Annotated in this window: 15 protein-coding genes; 6 read left to right on the forward strand and 9 right to left on the reverse strand. The window is 57.3% G+C overall.

Translation table 11 applies throughout. The features are described from left to right. Window positions 1-42: 42 nt before the first annotated feature. The 7 genes from ACQG11_RS17645 to aqpZ all read right to left on the reverse strand — a co-directional run bounded on the left by ACQG11_RS17645 (window position 43) and on the right by aqpZ (window position 9,035). Window positions 43-1,479, reverse strand: a complete 1,437-nt coding sequence (locus tag ACQG11_RS17645) for an SDR family oxidoreductase (RefSeq protein WP_046618463.1) — start codon at window positions 1,477-1,479, stop codon at window positions 43-45. Between the two features lie 10 nt (window positions 1,480-1,489). Further along, window positions 1,490-2,491 (reverse strand): low-specificity L-threonine aldolase, encoded by a 1,002-nt coding sequence (gene ltaE, locus ACQG11_RS17650; RefSeq protein ID WP_032624552.1) that lies wholly within the window; start codon window positions 2,489-2,491, stop codon window positions 1,490-1,492. A gap of 38 nt (window positions 2,492-2,529) precedes the next feature. Further along, on the reverse strand, window positions 2,530-4,248 hold the full coding sequence (poxB, locus tag ACQG11_RS17655) for a ubiquinone-dependent pyruvate dehydrogenase (RefSeq protein ID WP_426728632.1): 1,719 nt from the start codon (window positions 4,246-4,248) through the stop codon (window positions 2,530-2,532). 238 nt (window positions 4,249-4,486) lie between these two features. Beyond that, window positions 4,487-5,455, reverse strand: a complete 969-nt coding sequence (gene hcr / locus ACQG11_RS17660) for an NADH oxidoreductase (protein WP_426728633.1) — start codon at window positions 5,453-5,455, stop codon at window positions 4,487-4,489. A gap of 10 nt (window positions 5,456-5,465) precedes the next feature. Further along, the gene (gene hcp, locus ACQG11_RS17665; RefSeq protein WP_426728634.1) at window positions 5,466-7,118 is read right to left on the reverse strand and encodes a hydroxylamine reductase; all 1,653 of its coding nucleotides are present in this window, start codon (window positions 7,116-7,118) and stop codon (window positions 5,466-5,468) included. A 144-nt stretch (window positions 7,119-7,262) separates the two neighbouring features. Next, complete coding sequence (locus ACQG11_RS17670; protein WP_161177788.1) at window positions 7,263-8,162, reverse strand: lysine exporter LysO family protein; 900 nt, start codon at window positions 8,160-8,162, stop codon at window positions 7,263-7,265. Window positions 8,163-8,339: 177 nt separating this feature from the next. Further along, the gene (gene aqpZ, locus ACQG11_RS17675) at window positions 8,340-9,035 is read right to left on the reverse strand and encodes an aquaporin Z (protein ID WP_426728635.1); all 696 of its coding nucleotides are present in this window, start codon (window positions 9,033-9,035) and stop codon (window positions 8,340-8,342) included. A 291-nt stretch (window positions 9,036-9,326) separates the two neighbouring features. Between aqpZ and ACQG11_RS17680 the strand changes: the two genes are divergently transcribed. Further along, window positions 9,327-10,985, forward strand: coding sequence for an ATP-dependent endonuclease (locus ACQG11_RS17680; RefSeq protein WP_023299709.1), 1,659 nt, complete (start codon window positions 9,327-9,329; stop codon window positions 10,983-10,985). On the opposite strand, the gene ACQG11_RS17685 is transcribed toward ACQG11_RS17680, so the two are convergent. After that, on the reverse strand, window positions 10,982-11,938 hold the full coding sequence (locus tag ACQG11_RS17685; protein WP_038415768.1) for a VirK/YbjX family protein: 957 nt from the start codon (window positions 11,936-11,938) through the stop codon (window positions 10,982-10,984). The genes ACQG11_RS17680 and ACQG11_RS17685 overlap by 4 nt on opposite strands. On the opposite strand from ACQG11_RS17685, the gene ACQG11_RS17690 reads away from it, so the two are divergent. From ACQG11_RS17690 to macB, 3 genes are read left to right on the forward strand one after another with little or no spacing between them, the layout of a single operon-like run. Continuing rightward, window positions 11,928-12,101: a hypothetical protein gene (locus ACQG11_RS17690; protein ID WP_426728636.1), complete on the forward strand. Its 174-nt coding sequence runs from the start codon at window positions 11,928-11,930 to the stop codon at window positions 12,099-12,101. The genes ACQG11_RS17685 and ACQG11_RS17690 overlap by 11 nt on opposite strands. Continuing rightward, window positions 12,098-13,213 (forward strand): macrolide transporter subunit MacA, encoded by a 1,116-nt coding sequence (gene macA, locus ACQG11_RS17695; RefSeq protein ID WP_022647609.1) that lies wholly within the window; start codon window positions 12,098-12,100, stop codon window positions 13,211-13,213. Before ACQG11_RS17690 ends, macA begins: the two co-directional genes overlap by 4 nt. Then, entirely contained in the window at window positions 13,210-15,150 is a 1,941-nt protein-coding gene (macB, locus tag ACQG11_RS17700) for a macrolide ABC transporter ATP-binding protein/permease MacB (RefSeq protein ID WP_058676869.1), read from the forward strand. Before macA ends, macB begins: the two co-directional genes overlap by 4 nt. A gap of 70 nt (window positions 15,151-15,220) precedes the next feature. Here macB and cspD read toward each other — a convergent pair whose 3' ends face one another. Beyond that, complete coding sequence (gene cspD / locus ACQG11_RS17705) at window positions 15,221-15,442, reverse strand: cold shock-like protein CspD (RefSeq protein WP_006174390.1); 222 nt, start codon at window positions 15,440-15,442, stop codon at window positions 15,221-15,223. A 267-nt stretch (window positions 15,443-15,709) separates the two neighbouring features. Between cspD and clpS the strand changes: the two genes are divergently transcribed. Together clpS and clpA are read left to right on the forward strand one after the other, a co-directional pair. Next, entirely contained in the window at window positions 15,710-16,030 is a 321-nt protein-coding gene (clpS, locus tag ACQG11_RS17710; RefSeq protein ID WP_006174393.1) for an ATP-dependent Clp protease adapter ClpS, read from the forward strand. A 27-nt stretch (window positions 16,031-16,057) separates the two neighbouring features. Further along, window positions 16,058-18,337 (forward strand): ATP-dependent Clp protease ATP-binding subunit ClpA, encoded by a 2,280-nt coding sequence (clpA, locus tag ACQG11_RS17715; protein WP_022647611.1) that lies wholly within the window; start codon window positions 16,058-16,060, stop codon window positions 18,335-18,337. The last annotated feature ends 216 nt before the right edge of the window (window positions 18,338-18,553 follow it).

Raw genomic sequence — 18,553 nt, forward strand, 5'->3', positions numbered from 1 at the left:
CGATGTGTTGCAATGGGAAAGGTGAAAGATTAAGAGTTTTATTTAGTTACTTTCCCGCTTTTCTTCTGCCAGTTGCGCAATCCGTTTCGCCATTCCGCGGAAGATAAACAGGTGTGCCGGGATCATCAGCAGCCAGTAGAACAGCCCGGGCATTCCGTGCGGGTGCCACCACGCCCGAACGTCCAGCTCGCGGTGATCGCCTTTGTCTTTAAGGGTGAAGCAGAGCCGCCCCAGCCCCGGTGCCTTCATGCCAAACAGCAGCGCCAGCTGTTTTTCCGGCTCAACGATGATCACCTTCCAGCTGTCGACCGTATCGCCCACGTTCAGATACGGGGCGGCAGGACGGCCTTTTGCCAGCCGGTGACCCACCATCAGATCCAGCGCGCCGCGCGTTTGCCAGAGGATATTGCCGAAGAAATAGCGCTCTTTGCCGCCGATCTGGTTCACAACGTCCCACAGCGCTGAGAGGCTGGCAGTGGTTTTTACCGTACAGCCCGCCTGTTTTGGGTAATAGCCGTACTCGGGCCGCCAGCGGGCAAACGCCTGCGCATCGTAGCCCCAGTCGCTGGAGTTCACCAGCTTCTCTTCTTCTTTCAGCGTATTGCGTACGGCATCGTCGAAGGGGATCAATTCCTGAGGGATCAAGGCACGCAGTTCACGATCGTCCGCCAGCAGATCGTGTTTCAGTCCCTGTATAAGCGCTTTGGCAGTCGTCGGCGGCACGGAGGTGATCACATTCAAAAACCACACCGAAATCCAGCGGGTCGGGAAGGGGACGGGCACCAGCCAGCGGCGGCGGCCACTCACCCGCATAAAATGTTCGAACTGCGCCTGATAGCTCAACACTTCCGGGCCAGCCGCCTCCAGCACGCGATGCGCCGCCGCCGGATGATCCAGCAATGCCACCAGATAGTGGAGTAAATTCTCCAGCGCAATGGGCGTGGTGCGCGAGCGTACCCAGCGCGGCGGTGTCAGCACAGGCAGGTTGTAGACCATATCGCGCATCACTTCGAACGCGGCGGAACCCGCGCCGACGATGATCCCTGCCCGCAGTTCGGTGACGGGGATACGGGCGCTTCGCAATGTCTCTGCCGTCAGTTGCCGCGCGCGCAGATGGTCTGACTGCTCGTTCTCAGGCGCCTGAAGCGAGCTTAGAAAGATCACCTGCTTTACCGGCGTTTGCAGCAGCGTATCACGTACGTTCATCGCCACCTGACGCTCGTGGGCGATAAAATCGCCGCCTTCGCCCATGCTGTGAACAAGGTAGTAAAGCGTATCGACCCCTTCCAGCAGCGCAGGAAGCGCTTTCGGCCAGTTAAGGTCAACGTTGTGACACGTCACGCCAGGCAAATGTAGCTTTTGCAGGCGTTCCGTGTTGCGTGCCACTGCCAGCACCTGGTGCCCCTGCTGGCTTAACGCAGTGGTCAGATGCTGACCGATATACCCGCTGGCACCGAGCACCAGAATACGTTGCGGCACGGTATGCTCCTTAACGCTGTAAAAACGCCTGCCAGTGTTTCACCACCTCGGTCAACTGCTCGCGGTTAACGTCAAGATGCATCACCAGTCGCACGACCGGGGAGGCGTTGATCAGCACGCCTCGGGCTTTCATAAATTCGCCCAGCGCGGCAGCATGCTCATTGCCGACGCGGACAAACAGCATGTTGGTGTCATGACGCATGACATCAGCGCCGATTTCACGCAGCTGCGCTGCCATCCACGCCGCATTGTCGTGATCGTCTTTCAGGCGTGACACGTTATTTTTCAGGGCGTACAGTCCGGCAGCCGCCAGAATACCCGCCTGACGCATCCCGCCGCCGGTCATTTTGCGCCAGCGGTTGGCGCGTCTGATGTAGTCTGCGCTGCCAACCAGCAGGGAACCTACCGGCGTGCCCAGCCCTTTAGAGAGGCAAATGGTGAACGAGTCGCAATATTGGGTGATCTCTTTCAGCTCGCAGCCGTACTCCACCACGGCGTTGAAGATACGTGCGCCGTCAACGTGCAGGCCGAGCTTGCGCTCGCGGGTAAAATCCCATGCCGCTTTCAGGTATTCGCGCGGCAGAACTTTACCGTTATGGGTGTTTTCAAGGCTCAGCAGTTTAGTGCGGGCGAAGTGAATATCGTCGGCTTTGATTTTTGCCGCGACTTTGTCCAGCGGCAGCGTACCATCCGGCGCGGCATCGATCGGCTGCGGCTGAATGCTGCCAAGCACCGCCGCGCCGCCGGCTTCATACAGGTAGTTATGCGCCCCCTGGCCGACGATATACTCTTCGCCGCGCTCGCAGTGGCTCAGCAGCGCCACCAGGTTAGCCTGCGTGCCGGTGGGCAGGAACAGGGCAGCCTCTTTACCGCTCAGCTCGGCCGCATAGCGCTGGAGTTCGTTGACCGTCGGGTCATCGCCGTAGACGTCGTCCCCGACCGGGGCGGCCATCATCTCTTCGAGCATGGCGCGGCCCGGACGGGTAACGGTATCACTACGTAAATCAATCATTTCACATCCCTTTCATTTAAGAGGTCTTGTGAAATGTTTTACCTGAGCCAGTTGGTTTTTGCCAGTTCGATCACTTCGTCACCGCGCCCGCTGATGATGGCGCGCAGCATGTAGAGGCTAAAACCTTTAGCCTGTTCCAGCTTGATTTGAGGCGGGATCGCCAGCTCTTCTTTGGCGACCACCACATCCACCAGCACCGGGCCGTCGATGGCGAAGGCACGTTGCAGGGCTTCGTCCACCTCTGAGGCTTTCTCCACCCGAATACCGGTGATACCGCAGGCTTCGGCGATGCGGGCGAAGTTGGTGTCGTGCAGCTCGGTGCCGTCCGTGAGGTAGCCTCCGGCCTTCATCTCCATCGCCACAAAGCCCAGCACGCTGTTGTTAAAGACCACGATTTTCAGCGGAAGCTTCATCTGCGCCACCGACAGGAAATCCCCCATCAGCATACTGAACCCGCCGTCGCCGCACATCGCCACCACCTGACGTTCCGGTGCCGTTGCTTTCGCGCCCAGCGCCTGCGGCATGGCGTTGGCCATTGAGCCATGGTTGAACGAGCCAAGCAGGCGTCGTTTGCCGTTCATTTTCAGATAGCGCGCGGCCCAGACGGTGGGCGTACCCACGTCGCAGGTGAAGATGGCATCGTCGTCGGCGAAGTGGCTGATCTGCTGCGCCAGATACTGCGGGTGGATCGCTTTTTCGCTCGGTTTGGCGAGATCGTCCAGCCCCTTACGCGCATCGCGATAGTCGCTCAGGGCTTTATCGAGGAATTTGCGGTCCGTTTTTTCTTCCAGCAGCGGCAGGAGGGCGGCGAGGGTGGATTTAATATCGCCGATAAGCGCCATATCCACCTTGCTGTGCGCGCCGATGCTACCGGGATTAATGTCGATCTGGATAATTTTGGCATCCGTCGGGTAGAACGCGCGGTACGGGAACTGGGTGCCGAGCAGGATCAGCGTATCGGCGTTCATCATGGTATGGAAGCCGCTGGAAAAACCGATCAGCCCGGTCATGCCCACATCGTACGGGTTATCGTATTCAACGTGTTCTTTCCCGCGCAGGGCGTGCACAACTGGCGCCTTCAGCTTAGCGGCAAATTCCACCAGCTCTTTATGCGCGCCGGCACAGCCGCTGCCGCACATCAGGGCGATATTGCTGGAGTATCGCAGCAGTTGCACCAGCTTTTTAAGCTCTTCATCCGCAGGGGTAATGGTTGGCTGTGGCGCAGAGTACCAGTGGGTGGTGGCGGTTTCAGGTGCAGCCTTCAGCGCCACGTCCCCCGGCAGCACAACCACCGAAACCCCGCGATTCAGGATCGCCTTACGCATGGCTATCGCCAGCACCTGTGGGATCTGCTCCGGCGACGAGACCAGCTCGCAGTAGTGGCTGCATTCACGGAACAGCTCCTGAGGATGCGTCTCCTGAAAATAGCCGCTGCCGATTTCGGATGACGGAATATGTGCGGCAATCGCCAGCACCGGAACATGGTTGCGGTGACAGTCGAAAAGACCGTTGATAAGGTGCAGGTTTCCCGGTCCGCAGGAACCTGCACAGACGGCGAGTTCGCCCGTGAGCTGCGCTTCGGCACCCGCGGCAAAGGCGGCGACCTCTTCATGGCGGGTGGGCATCCATTCAATGGTCTTCATCTTGTTGAGGCTGTCGCTGAGTCCGTTCAGCGAATCGCCGGTGACGCCCCAGATACGCTTTACGCCAGCCTGTTCCAGGGTTTTCGCTATGTATGCAGCCACGGTTTGTTTCATGGTGGTCCTTCTCCTTTATGTGATATCGCTTACAAGCTTAGAAGAAAGTCACTGTATTGGCTGCCTGGTATTCCATACGCACAGGCAGTAGGCACAACGTAAGCCGGGTAAACGCAGTGTCACCCGGCAAAAAGCCCGGTGGCGCTAACGCTTACCGGGCCTACGAAGAGCCAACATGTACAAAGTAGGCCGGGTAAACGCAGTGCCACCCGGCAACAAATGGGGGCACTGCGCCAGATTATGCCAGAACCAGGTCCCCCTGCGGATGGCATGAACACGCCAACACGTAACCCTCTGCAATTTCCGCATCGGTCAGCGTCATGGTGCTGGTGACGGTGTATTCACCGGAAACCACCTTCGTCTTACAGCAGCCGCACACACCCGCGCGACAGGCTGCCGCTACCGGCACGTTATTGCTTTCGAGCGCTTCAAGCAGCGTGGTGCCCACGCGACCAAAGAAGGTCTGCGCCGGTTGCAGCTTCGTGAACTTCATCCCGCTGGTCGCCGCTGCCGCTACAGGCGTGAAGAACTGCTCTTTAAAGAAGCGGGTCACGCCGAGCGCTTTCACTTCTTTCTCCACGATCTCCATGTACGGCGCCGGGCCGCAGGTCATCACGGTACGATCCGCAATGTCCGGCACGCTTTGCAACATTTCGCGGCTCAGACGCCCCGCGACAAAACCGTGCGTCGCGTTGTGCTCAGCCACCAGGGTCACCGGATAATTTCGCCATTCCTCGGCAAAAATCACATCTTCCGGGGAACGCACGCTAAAGATCACCTGCACGTCGGCCTGAGGAAGGTATTTCGCCAGCCAGCGGCGCATCGACATAATCGGCGTTACGCCACAGCCTGCCGCCAGAAGCAGGAATTTGTCTTCCTTCTTGTCGTCACAGGTGAACTCGCCCTGCGCGTCAGACAGCCAGATGTAATCCCCGCGCTTCACGTCACGGGTCAGCCACCGGGAGCCTGCGCCGTCATCAATACGACGGACGGTGAGCGTTATGTATTCGCTCACGCCCGGCGTGGAGGAGATCGTGTAGGCGCGCAGGGTATCCGCCGAATTACGCACACTCACCAGCGCATACTGACCTGCGCGGTACGGGTAGTAGTCATGGCACAGCAGCGACAGTGTCCACACATCCGGCGTCTCCTGTTGGATGTGATGAACCTGCATCCGCCACGGACATTGTGAGGTTGGCATGGTCATGAGTTACTCCTTACGCGCTCAGCAGTTGCTTCATATCATCTTCAACGTTGGTCACGGAACGCAGACCAAATTTCTCGTTCAGGATGGCCAGCAGGTCCGGCGTCAGGAAGCCTGGCGCGGTCGGCCCGGTGACGATGTTGGTCACGCCGAGAGAGAGCAGGGTCAACAGAATAACGATCGCTTTCTGCTCGAACCAAGAGAGCACCAGCGACAGCGGCAGATCGTTCACGCCGCAGCCCAGTTTCTCTGCCAGCGTGACCGCCAGAATGATGGCTGAATACGCATCGTTACACTGACCAGCATCCACCAGGCGTGGCAGACCTTCGATGTTGCCGAAGTCCAGCTTGTTGAAACGGTATTTACCGCAGGCCAGGGTCAGGATCAGACAGTCTTCCGGAACGCGGGTGGCGAAATCGGTGAAATAGTTACGTTCCCCGCGCGCGCCGTCACAGCCGCCGATCAGGAAGATGTGACGTAGTTTTTCACGGCTGACGAGGTCAATCAGGGAATCCGCCGCACCCAGCAGGGTCTCACGGCCAAAACCGACGGTGATGAGGTGCGGAATTTCGCTGTACGGGAAGCCTGCCATCTGCTGCGCCTGCGCGATAACCGGACCGAAATCATCGCCTTCAAGGTGGCTCACGCCCGGCCAGCCGACGATGCTGCGGGTCCAGATACGGTCGTCATACGCGCCCACGGTAGGGTCGATGATGCAGTTAGAGGTCATGACGATTGGGCCAGGGAAGCGGGCGAACTCCACCTGCTGGTTCTGCCAGCCGCTGCCGTAGTTACCGATCAGATGCTTAAATTTACGCAGTTCCGGGTAGCCGTGCGCGGGCAACATTTCGCCGTGGGTATAGACGTTAACGCCGGTGCCTTCGGTCTGCTTCAGCAGGTTGTAGAGATCTTTCAGGTCGTGGCCGGAGATCAGGATGCATTTACCTTCGGTCGCTTTGACATTGACCTGCGTCGGCGTTGGGTGGCCGTAGGTGCTGGTTTCACCGGCATCCAGAATGCTCATCACTTTGAAGTTCATCTGGCCGATTTCCATCGAGCATTCCAGCAGGGCGTTCATGTCGGAAGGCCAGGTGCCCAGCCATGCCATGATTTTGTGGTACTGGGCATAAATGTTGTTGTCGTACTGGCCGAGTACGTGCGCGTGCTCCATATACGCCGCAGCACCTTTCAGACCGTACAGGCACAGCAGGCGCAGGCCGAGGATGTTCTCGCCAATCGCCGCTTTGTCTTTATTGGGAGTAAAATCGGCGGCCTGACGCTGTAGCTCGCCCAGGTCGTCGCTCACCAGCTGTAGTTCCGCCATCGGGTTGTCCACGCGGGCGCTGGCGTCGGCATTCAGGCATTGCGCTTTCAGGGCTTCACGCAGGGCAATCGCTTCGCGGGCATAGCCCACAATGCGTGGAGAATCGAAGTTAACGTTAGTCAGCGTGGAGAAAAATGCGCGCGGCGCAAAGCTGTCGACATAGTGATCGACAAGGCCATATTCACGGGCCTTGAAGGCCCAGGCGGATAAGCCTTGCAGCGCCGCAATCAGCAGGTCCTGGAGATCGGACGTTTCTGCGGTTTTGCCGCACATACCCTGCGCGTAAGAGCAGCCGTTGCCTGCCGGGGTACGGATGGTTTGTTCACATTGCACACAAAACATAATCACACCTGTTAAAGTTATATTTTAGATACATGTTTAAGGTTATGCCTGTGCCACAACGGAGAAAAGTGCTTTCTTATACTAAGTGGAGGGTTATTGATTTAGCGCAATTTTGGCGGCAGGTTCACTACCGCCAAAGCAGTATCAGGCTGAGAAGAACGCCATCAGAATGGGGACCAGCAGGCTCAGAATAAAGCCGTGTACAATAGCGGCAGGGACCATCTCAAGCCCTCCCGAGCGCTGTAACACCGGCAGGGTAAAGTCCATTGAGGTGGCCCCGCACAGGCCCAGCGCGGTAGAGCGGCTGCGGCGTACCAGGCCGGGGATCAGCATGATGGCTATCAGTTCGCGCGCCAGATCGTTAAAGAAGGCGGCGCTGCCGATCACCGGACCAAACGATTCGGTCAGCAGAATACCGGACAGCGAATACCAGCCAAAACCGGATGCCATCGCCAGGCTGGTTTTCAGCGGCAGATCGAGAATAAAGGCGTTAATCACTCCCCCCGCCATTGAGCTGGCCACAACGATAATGGCAACCATCATGCCCCGGCGGTTAAGGACAATCTGCTTCAGCGTCATGCCATTATTTCGCAACTGAATACCGATCAGGAAGAGCAGGAAAATCAGCGTATATTCGCTGGCTTCCGTAGCGTGCTGTAAAAAAGCCCATCCGGTTAGCCCCAGTAAAAAACCGAGCACCACCACGCCGCACAGCTTTAATGATTCCAGCGCCATCGCAATTCGGGAGGGAAGCTTTTCCTGATGATGGTGATTTTTCCAGGGAATAGTGCGTTCAAGCCAGAACAGCGCGGCAATATTGCACAGCAGAATAACCACTACCGTAACCGCAGAATAATGCAGGATGGAAAGCAAGTTCGTCGCCAGATTATCCAGGAAGGCCAGGCTGATCCCCATAAAGAACAGAATGACGTAAACAATCCAGCTGAGAAAACGATTAATAAGCTTTAAGGCCGATTCATGACGCAGCGGAATAAGATAGCCCACAATCAGGGGCAGAAGAATGATGAGGAGTCCTGAGAACATGAACAGCCGGTCCTTTTGAGTATCATTTAAGCGCCAGAGACACTACCCAATAAAGGCTGTACAGTAAAGCGGCAAAAGAAAGCCGGGTGGCGGCTGCGCCTTACCCGGCCTACAAAGTGCACACTCACGTAGGTCGGGTAAGCTTTAGCGCCACCCGACATTACAGGCCGCACTTAATTAATCGCGTTTTTCCAGCAGGGTGCGATACAGCACGCCGCCCAGAATACCGCCAATAATTGGCATCACCCAGAACAGCCACAGCTGTTCAAGCGCCCAGCCGCCCTGGAAAATAGCCACCGCGGTGCTGCGTGCCGGGTTAATGGAGGTATTGGTCACCGGGATGGAGATCAGGTGGATAAGCGTCAGCGCCAGACCAATAGCAATGGGGGCAAAGCCCGCAGGCGCGTATTTGTCCGTTGCGCCGTGGATCACCAACAGGAAACCTGCTGTGAGCACAATTTCAATCACGATAGCAGACAGCATTGAGTAGCCGCCTGGAGAGTGTTCGCCGAAGCCGTTTGATGCAAATCCGCTGGCCGCGGCGTCAAACCCGGCTTTTCCGCTGGCAATGACGTACAACACCGCCGCGGCAATAATACCGCCAATAACCTGGGCAATAATATAGCCAATAATATCTTTCGCCGGGAAACGTCCGCCCGCCCATAAACCTAACGTGACGGCCGGGTTGAAATGACCGCCGGAAATATGCCCCACGGCGAATGCCATGGTTAATACGGTTAAACCGAATGCCAGCGCGACGCCGACAAATCCAATACCTAATTCCGGAAATGCGGCTGCGAGTACTGCGCTACCGCAGCCACCAAACACCAGCCAGAATGTACCAAAGCATTCTGCCGCTAATTTTCTGAACATAACCACCTCAATAATAAACGTCCGCGCCCATTCCTGCGCGCGGGTTATATCGCCATAAAGGGATGACGACTCAAAGAGCCAGTATTTTGAAACCATCAACATCCCTTCGCCACTCAAATAAATTCACTAAATTTGATTTAAGGCAATGTGATGTCAATCCTTGTTCAGAAAGGAGGTAATTAGAGCATAGCCCAATAATTAAGGGGGCGTATATTCTGCTGTCGTGACCTACAGCCTGCCGCTATACTGCTGATAACTTGAAGGAAAAAGTGGCCGAAATGCGGGGGATGTATGCTACTCGAACGTGTGGAGATTGTCGGGTTTCGCGGGATTAACCGCCTGTCGCTGCAACTGGAACAGAACAACGTCCTGATAGGCGAAAACGCCTGGGGTAAATCCAGCCTGCTGGATGCCCTGACGCTGCTGCTTTCGCCCGAAGAGAACTTGTACCACTTCGTCCATGATGACTTCTGGTTTCCGCCGGGGGATGTCAACGGGCGCGAGAAACACCTGCATATCATTCTGACCTTCCGCGAATCCGAGCCCGGACGCCATCGCGTGCGTCGTTTTCGCCCTATGTCGCCCTGCTGGGTGCCCTGTGAAGATGGGTTCCAGCGTATTTTCTATCGCCTTGAGGGCGAAATGGCGCAAAACGACGGGGTATTAACCCTGCGTGAATTTCTTGATGAGAAGGGGAATCCGATCCCGCTCGATAATATTGACGAGCTTGCCCGCCATCTTATCCGCCTCTCCCCCGTGTTGCGCTTACGAGACGCGCGCTTTATGCGGCGGATCCGTAACGGCACCGTACCGAATATGCCCGAGGTGGAAGTAACCGCCCGCGAGCTGGATTTCCTCGCCCGTGAACTGGTCTCGCGGCCGCAGAATCTCACCGACGGCCAGATCCGTCAGGGACTGTCTGCCATGGTCCAACTGCTGGAGCACTACTTCTCCGAGCAGGGAACGGGGCAGGCGCGCCACCGCCTGATGCGCCGCCGCTCGCACGACGAGCAACGAAGCTGGCGCTATCTCGATATTATCAACCGCATGATCGACCGCCCCAGCGGGCGCACGCATCGGGTGATCCTGCTGGGATTATTCTCCACGCTTTTACAGGCGAAAGGGACGGTGCGCCTGGATCGGGACGCGCGCCCTCTGCTGCTGGTGGAAGATCCGGAAACGCGGCTGCACCCGATTATGCTTTCCGTGGCGTGGCATCTTCTTAATCTGCTGCCGTTGCAGCGTGTCACCACCACGAATTCCGGCGAGCTGCTCTCCCTGACGCCGGTGGAGTATGTCTGCCGCCTGGTGCGTGAATCCTCGCGGGTCACCGCCTACCGGCTCGGGCCCGGCGGGTTAAATGCCGAAGATGGCCGGCGCATTGCGTTTCATATCCGTTTTAACCGAGCCTCTTCCCTGTTTGCCCGCTGCTGGTTGCTGGTGGAAGGTGAAACTGAAACCTGGGTGATAAACGAGCTGGCGCGCCAGTGCGGGCACCACTTTGATGCCGAAGGGATCAAAGTGATCGAATTTGCTCAGTCTGGCTTAAAGCCGCTGATCAAATTTGCGCGCCGGATGGGGATAGAGTGGCACGTGCTGGTGGATGGCGATGAGGCGGGTAAAAAATATGCGGCGACCGTGCGCAGCCTGCTCAATAACGATCGTGAAGAGGAGCGGGAACATCTGACCACGTTGCCCGCGATGGACATGGAGCACTTTATGTACCGCCAGGGATTTGACGACGTCTTTCACCGCGTGGCGATGATCCCGGTGGATGTGCCCATGAATATGCGTCGGGTGATTGCCAAAGCTATCCATCGGTCGTCAAAACCGGATTTGGCCATTGAAGTCGCGACGGAAGCGGGCAGGCGGGGCGTGGAGTCGGTGCCCACGCTGCTGCGTAAAATGTTCTCCCGCGTCCTCTGGCTGGCTCGCGGGAGGGCCGATTAACGGGCAGTCGCCTGCGATACCTGTTGATGCAGGCTATCAAGCAGGATATAGCGGCGGCGGTACTCGGATCGTTTTTTACTCGCAATCTCTTCCATCGGTTTGCGTGGCATGGTCAGTGGCAGGGCAAAGTTGCCGTTCTCCTGCTGCTGTCCGCCAAGGGAGCGCCAGAAGCTGTCATAGTCAGCCAGCAATTTTCCCTCTTTTTTCTTGCGATAGCGCCAGCTGCGGTAGATGTGGGTGGCGTTACTCACCGCGAGGATCTGCTCGACGGGGAAGGCGCCTGCCAGCGTCATGACCGCTTCAACCAGCAGACGTTTTGGAAACAGTCCGTGACAGGCTTTGGTCGCCAGCTGAATGTGCTCGTGCGGCACATGCGCTTTCGCCCCCTGCATTCCGCCGATGAAGAGCGTTGACTTGCCCTGGTATTTGCACAGCGTAAAGGTCAGCTCGGCCAGCACCGTGTTCTGGTGGTCACAAAAAGTGAGGGTCGCTTCCCCTTCTTTGTCCAGAAACGCATCCGCGCTCAGGCGAACGCTAAACTGCTGCTCCTCTTTGCCCGTTAACGTCACCAGCGTGATGCCCTGGCTGGAAAGGTAGCCGTTCAGCAGTGACGCCGGAAGATGGCGGCTCATCATCTGATAGTGATTGTCCAATGCGTCCAGCGTATTCTGACGGCCCATATTGACGGTCAGCCACGGTCGGTGCAGGCGGCACGGCAGGCCGGGCTGCACGCGCAGGATCTGCATCAGACGGGGCTGTTTTGCAAGGTTTCCGAGCAGGCGCGCAGTGGTGAACGGCGTTGCCAGCGAGCGCAACATAAACTTACGTCGATAGGCCGGATTTTGCCACGCCAGCCCCGGCGTGAGGGAACCCGATGCCAGGCTTTTAAACAGTTGCCAGCCCGATTTAGGCTGGGACAGCGTTGAATAAGGTGTATCGACGATGGAAGACATGTTAGATCCTGCTTCTGGTGGAATTTCGCTATTTCAGCAGGCGCTTTATCAACATTGGGTAAACAATTCCCGACGATTACGGGGATCGGGGGTTTCGTTGAGGAGTGGTTTAGATAAAATCAACGGTGATGATAGCCAGAACAATTATTTGGAATATTTATGAACCTGAAGGGAAAACGCAGAAAGCTGTTTCTGCTGCTGGCGGTAGTGGTGTTAGCAGGCGGATTCTGGTTATGGAAGGTACTGAACGCGCCGGTACCACAGTATCAAACGCTGATTGTTCGTCCGGGCGAGCTGCAACAAAACGTGCTGGCGACGGGGAAGCTGGATGCCCTGCGTAAGGTTGACGTGGGCGCGCAGGTCAGCGGTCAGCTTAAAACCCTGTCGGTTGAGATTGGCGATAAGGTTAAAAAAGGCCAGTTGCTTGGCGTGATCGATCCTGAGCAGGCGCAAAACCAGATCCGCGAAGTGGAAGCGACGCTGATGGAGTTGCGCGCGCAGCGCGCTCAGGCTCAGGCGGAGCGTAATCTCGCTCAGGTCACCCTGTCGCGCCAGCAGGCGCTGGCGAAAACGCAGGCCATCTCGAAACAGGATCTGGACACAGCCGCCACGGAGCTGGCGGTGAAGCAGGCGCAGATTGGCACCATCGATGCGCAAATCAAGCGGAATCAGGCCTCGCTGGATACGGCGAAAACCAACCTCGATTACACGCAAATCGTTGCGCCAATGGCCGGGGAAGTGACGCAGATAACCACCCTGCAAGGCCAGACGGTCATCGCCGCGCAGCAGGCGCCGAACATCCTGACCCTGGCGGATATGAGCACCATGCTGGTGAAAGCCCAGGTATCTGAAGCGGACGTCATTCACCTTAAGCCGGGGCAGAAAGCCTGGTTTACGGTGCTGGGCGATCCGCAAACCCGCTATGAAGGGGTGCTGAAAGATATCCTGCCGACGCCGGAGAAGGTCAACGACGCCATCTTCTACTATGCGCGTTTTGAGGTGCCTAACCCGCAGGGCGTGCTGCGTCTGGACATGACCGCTCAGGTGCATATCCAGCTGACCGGCGTGAAAAACGTGCTGACGGTTCCGCTCTCCGCGCTGGGCGAATCCGCCGGGGACAATCGCTACAAGGTGAAAGTGCTGCGCAACGGTGAAACCCGCGAGCGGGAAGTGGTGATTGGCGCACGTAACGACACCGACGTGGTGGTGGTTAAAGGGCTGGAAGAGGGTGAGGAAGTGGTCACCAGCGAAAGCCTGCCTGGAGCCGCGCAATGACGGCGCTGCTTGAGCTGAATGACATTCGTCGCAGCTATCCGTCCGGCGACGGGCCGGTGGAGGTGCTGAAAGGCATCTCCCTGCGCGTTGAAGCCGGTGAAATGGTGGCGATTGTCGGGGCATCGGGCTCGGGTAAATCAACGCTGATGAACATTCTCGGCTGTCTGGATAAGCCTACCAGCGGCACCTATCGCGTGGCCGGGACGGATGTTTCCACCCTGGACGGCGACGCGCTGGCGAAGCTGCGTCGCGAGCATTTTGGCTTTATCTTCCAGCGTTACCATCTGCTTTCACACCTGAGCGCGGCGCAGAATGTGGAAGTGCCGGCGGTGTATGCGGGCGTCGAGCGCAAAAAACGCCTCGAACGCGCGAAGGCGCTATTAACGCGTCTTGGGCTGGCGGAGCGTGTTGATTATCAGCCTTCGCAGCTTTCCGGCGGTCAGCAGCAACGCGTGAGTATTGCCCGCGCGCTGATGAACGGTGGGCAGGTGATCCTCGCCGATGAGCCAACCGGTGCGCTCGACAGCCATTCCGGTGAAGAGGTGATGGCGATCCTGCATCAGCTTCGCGATCAGGGGCATACGGTGATTATCGTCACCCACGATCCGCAGGTGGCAGCGCAGGCGGAACGCATTATCGAGATCCACGACGGCGAGCTGGTCAGCAACCCGCCGCCACGTCAGTCCAGAGCGGCGGCGCCGAAAGAGCCGCTGCCGGCCGCAACCGGCTGGGGCCAGTTTTCCAGCGGTTTCCGCGAGGCGCTGACCATGGCCTGGCTGGCGATGGCGGCCAACAAAATGCGCACTCTGCTGACCATGCTTGGCATCATTATTGGTATTGCCTCAGTGGTGTCGATTGTGGTGGTGGGCGATGCGGCGAAACAGCTGGTGCTGGCAGATATTCGCGCCATCGGGACTAACACCATCGACGTTTACCCCGGCAAAGATTTTGGCGACGACGAGCCGCAGTATCAGCAGGCGCTGAAGTATGACGATCTGGCGGCTATTCAGAAGCAGCCGTGGGTGAACTCCGCCACGCCTGCCGTCTCGCAAAACCTGCGTCTGCGCTACGGCAACATCGACGTGGCGGCCAGCGCTAACGGCGTCAGCGGAGATTACTTCAACGTCTACGGCATGACCTTCAGCGAAGGGGCGACCTTCAACGCTGAACAGCTGGCGGGCAGGGCGCAGGTGGTTGTGTTAGACGCTAACTCCCGCAGGCAGCTGTTCCCGAATAAGACCAATGTGGTGGGGGAAGTGATCCTCGTAGGCAACATGCCAGCGACGGTGATCGGCGTGGCGGAAGAGAAGCAGTCGATGTTCGGCAGCAGCAAAATCCTGCGCGTCTGGCTGCCGTACACCACCATTTCCGGGCGCATCATGGGGCAGTCCTGGCTTAACTCTATTACCGTTCGAGTGAAGGAGGGCTACGACAGCGGGCTGGCGGAACAGCAGCTGGAGCGGCTGTTAACCCTGCGCCACGGGAAAAAGGATTTCTTCACCTGGAATATGGATGGCCTCTTGAAAACGGCGGAAAAGACCACACGTACTCTTCAGCTGTTCCTGACGCTGGTGGCGGTGATTTCGCTGGTCGTCGGCGGGATAGGGGTGATGAACATTATGCTGGTGTCGGTGACCGAACGTACGCGGGAGATCGGCATCCGCATGGCGGTCGGAGCCAGAGCCAGCGACGTGCTGCAGCAATTTTTGATTGAAGCGGTGCTGGTGTGTCTGGTGGGCGGTGCGATGGGGATTGCGCTCTCGATGATGATCGCCTTTGCGCTCCAGCTCTTCTTACCGGGCTGGGAGATTGGCTTCTCGCCGATGGCGATCCTGACGGCGTTTTTATGTTCCACCTTCACCGGTATTCTGTTCGGCTGGCTACCGGCGCGAAACGCGGCGCGGCTGGATCCGGTGGATGCGCTGGCGCGCGAATAACCCGAAAATAAAAATGCCAGCCGATCGGGCTGGCATTTTGCCTGCAGGGTGTACACAATGAATCAGAGAGCTATGCAACCGCTTCTGCTTCAACGGGGACGATCAGACTGGCATGATTGCCTTTTGGCCCCTGGTGTACATCGAACCGGACGGACTGCCCGGCTTTGAGCGTCCTGTAACCATCCATCTGAATGGTGGAATAGTGAGCGAAGATATCCTCGCCGCCGCCTTCGGGGCAAATGAAGCCAAACCCCTTGGCGTTGTTGAACCACTTAACAGTACCCATTTCCATGCTTCGACATCCTTCGTAAATCTTATAAATTAAGATGGAATGAACCGGTGGTGGAGTGGGGGCTGTTCAAAACCTCGCCAACTCACGCTTGTACAATTTAGAGAAACGGAAGAAGCCGTCAAGCGTTTGGCGCTGGAGTTGGGACAATAATCAACCAAAATTTGAGGCAGTTAACGCTATTGCAACAGTTTGTGACAGACATCGCGGATGACAGTAATAGATGATTGTTATCTAACATCTGAGGTAGATTCAAAGTGGTTATGCATAATGGGTAAGACCAACGATTGGCTGGATTTTGACCAGCTGGCGGAAGATAAAGTGCGCGACGCGCTAAAACCGCCATCTATGTATAAAGTTATGTTAATGAACGATGATTACACGCCGATGGAATTTGTTATTGACGTGCTACAAAAGTTCTTTTCTTATGATGTTGAACGTGCAACGCAACTGATGCTTACCGTTCATTATCGTGGCAAAGCGATCTGCGGCATCTTTACTGCCGAAGTAGCGGAAACCAAAGTAGCGATGGTGAACGACTATGCAAGGGAGAACGAGCATCCGTTGCTGTGTACGCTGGAAAAGGCCTGATAAGGCATAAAATTGGGGGAGGTGCCTATGCTCAATCAAGAACTGGAACTCAGTTTAAACATGGCTTTCGCCAGAGCGCGTGAGCACCGACATGAGTTTATGACCGTCGAGCATTTGCTGCTCGCACTGCTTAGCAACCCATCTGCCCGCGAAGCGCTGGAAGCCTGCTCCGTGGATCTGGTGGCGCTACGTCAGGAACTCGAAGCCTTCATCGAACAAACCACACCGGTGCTGCCAGCCAGTGAAGAAGAGCGCGACACACAGCCGACGCTCAGCTTCCAGCGCGTGCTGCAGCGCGCGGTTTTCCACGTCCAGTCTTCCGGACGTAGCGAAGTGACGGGCGCCAATGTGCTGGTCGCCATCTTCAGTGAGCAGGAGTCCCAGGCGGCCTACCTGCTGCGTAAACACGAAGTCAGCCGGCTCGACGTGGTCAACTTCATCTCTCACGGAACGCGAAAAGACGAGCCTAACCAGGCATCGGATCCCAGCGGACAGATCAACAGCAATGAAGAGCAAGCAGGCGGGGAGGATCGTATGGAAAACTTCACCACCAACCTTAACCAGCTTGCTCGCGTTGGCGGTATCGACCCGCTGATTGGCCGCGACAAAGAGCTGGAGCGTGCCATCCAGGTGCTGTGCCGTCGCCGTAAGAATAACCCGCTGCTGGTGGGGGAATCTGGCGTGGGTAAAACCGCGATTGCCGAAGGTCTGGCCTGGCGCATTGTGCAGGGCGACGTGCCGGAAGTGATTGCCGACTGCACCATCTACTCGCTGGATATCGGCTCGCTGCTGGCGGGCACCAAATACCGCGGTGATTTTGAAAAACGTTTCAAAGCGCTGTTAAAACAGCTGGAGCAGGACACCAACAGCATCCTGTTTATCGATGAGATCCACACTATCATCGGCGCAGGCGCGGCTTCCGGTGGTCAGGTAGATGCCGCCAACCTGATCAAACCGCTGCTCTCCAGCGGCAAGATCCGCGTGATGGGCTCTACGACGTACCAGGAGTTCAGCAACATCTTTGAGAAGGATCGTGCGCTGGCGCGTCGTTTCCAGAAAATCGACGTAACCGAGCCGTCGGTTGACGAAACGGTGCAGATCATCAACGGCCTGAAAACCAAGTACGAAGCGCACCACGACGTGCGTTACACCGCGAAAGCGGTGCGTGCGGCGGTGGAGCTGGCGGTGAAATACATCAACGATCGTCATCTGCCGGATAAAGCGATCGACGTGATTGATGAAGCGGGTGCGCGTGCGCGCCTGATGCCAGCGAGCAAGCGTAAGAAAACCGTGAACGTAGCGGATATCGAGTCCGTGGTGGCCCGTATCGCACGTATCCCTGAGAAGAGCGTCTCTCAGAGCGACCGTGATACGCTGCGCACCCTCGGCAATCGCCTGAAAATGCTGGTCTTTGGTCAGGATAAAGCTATTGAGGCCTTAACCGAAGCGATCAAGATGGCCCGTGCTGGCCTGGGGCATGACCACAAGCCTGTCGGTTCCTTCCTGTTCGCCGGCCCGACCGGTGTGGGTAAAACCGAGGTAACGGTGCAGCTCTCCAAAGCGCTGGGCATTGAGCTGTTGCGCTTTGATATGTCCGAGTATATGGAGCGTCACACCGTCAGCCGTTTGATTGGTGCGCCTCCGGGCTACGTGGGCTTTGACCAGGGCGGCCTGCTCACCGACGCGGTGATCAAGCATCCGCACGCGGTCCTGCTGCTCGATGAAATCGAGAAAGCGCACCCGGACGTGTTCAACATCCTGTTGCAGGTGATGGACAACGGGACGCTGACCGATAACAACGGGCGCAAGGCCGATTTCCGCAACGTGGTGCTGGTGATGACCACCAACGCCGGGGTGCGTGAAACCGAGCGCAAATCCATCGGCCTGATCCATCAGGATAACAGCACCGATGCGATGGAGGAGATCAAGAAGATCTTCACGCCGGAGTTCCGTAACCGTCTGGACAACATTATCTGGTTCGATCACCTGTCTACCGAGGTGATCCATCAGGTGGTGGATAAGTTCATCGTCGAGCTGCAGGTTCAGCTGGATCAGAAAGGCGTGTCGCTGGAAGTGAGCCAGGAGGCCCGCAACTGGCTGGCCGAGAAAGGCTACGACCGTGCGATGGGTGCCCGTCCGATGGCGCGCGTGATTCAGGACAACCTGAAGAAACCGCTGGCGAACGAACTGCTGTTTGGATCGCTGGTTGACGGCGGCCAGGTGACCGTGGCGCTGGATCAGGCGAAGAACGAACTGACGTACGATTTCCAGAGTGCGGCGAAGCACAAGCCGGAAGCGGCTCACTGAGTTGAAAGGTAAAAGCAAAACGGCAACTTCGGTTGCCGTTTTTTTTGTTTGCTCCCTCTCCCAGTGGGAGAGGGCTGGGGTGAGGGCATCAGGCCGCAGAGGAATTTTGCGAGGCGCTTTCCAGATTCTTTCGAAGTCAGTTGCTGGATAAATCTACAGTAATAAAATGGCGTCGCACCTGCAAAATCGGGTGCCGGGATTGGCGTCCTGAAAGTG

It is taken from the genome of Enterobacter cloacae complex sp. 372C4, from assembly GCF_050030615.1.
Taxonomy (GTDB): Bacteria; Pseudomonadota; Gammaproteobacteria; order Enterobacterales; family Enterobacteriaceae; genus Enterobacter; species Enterobacter intestinihominis.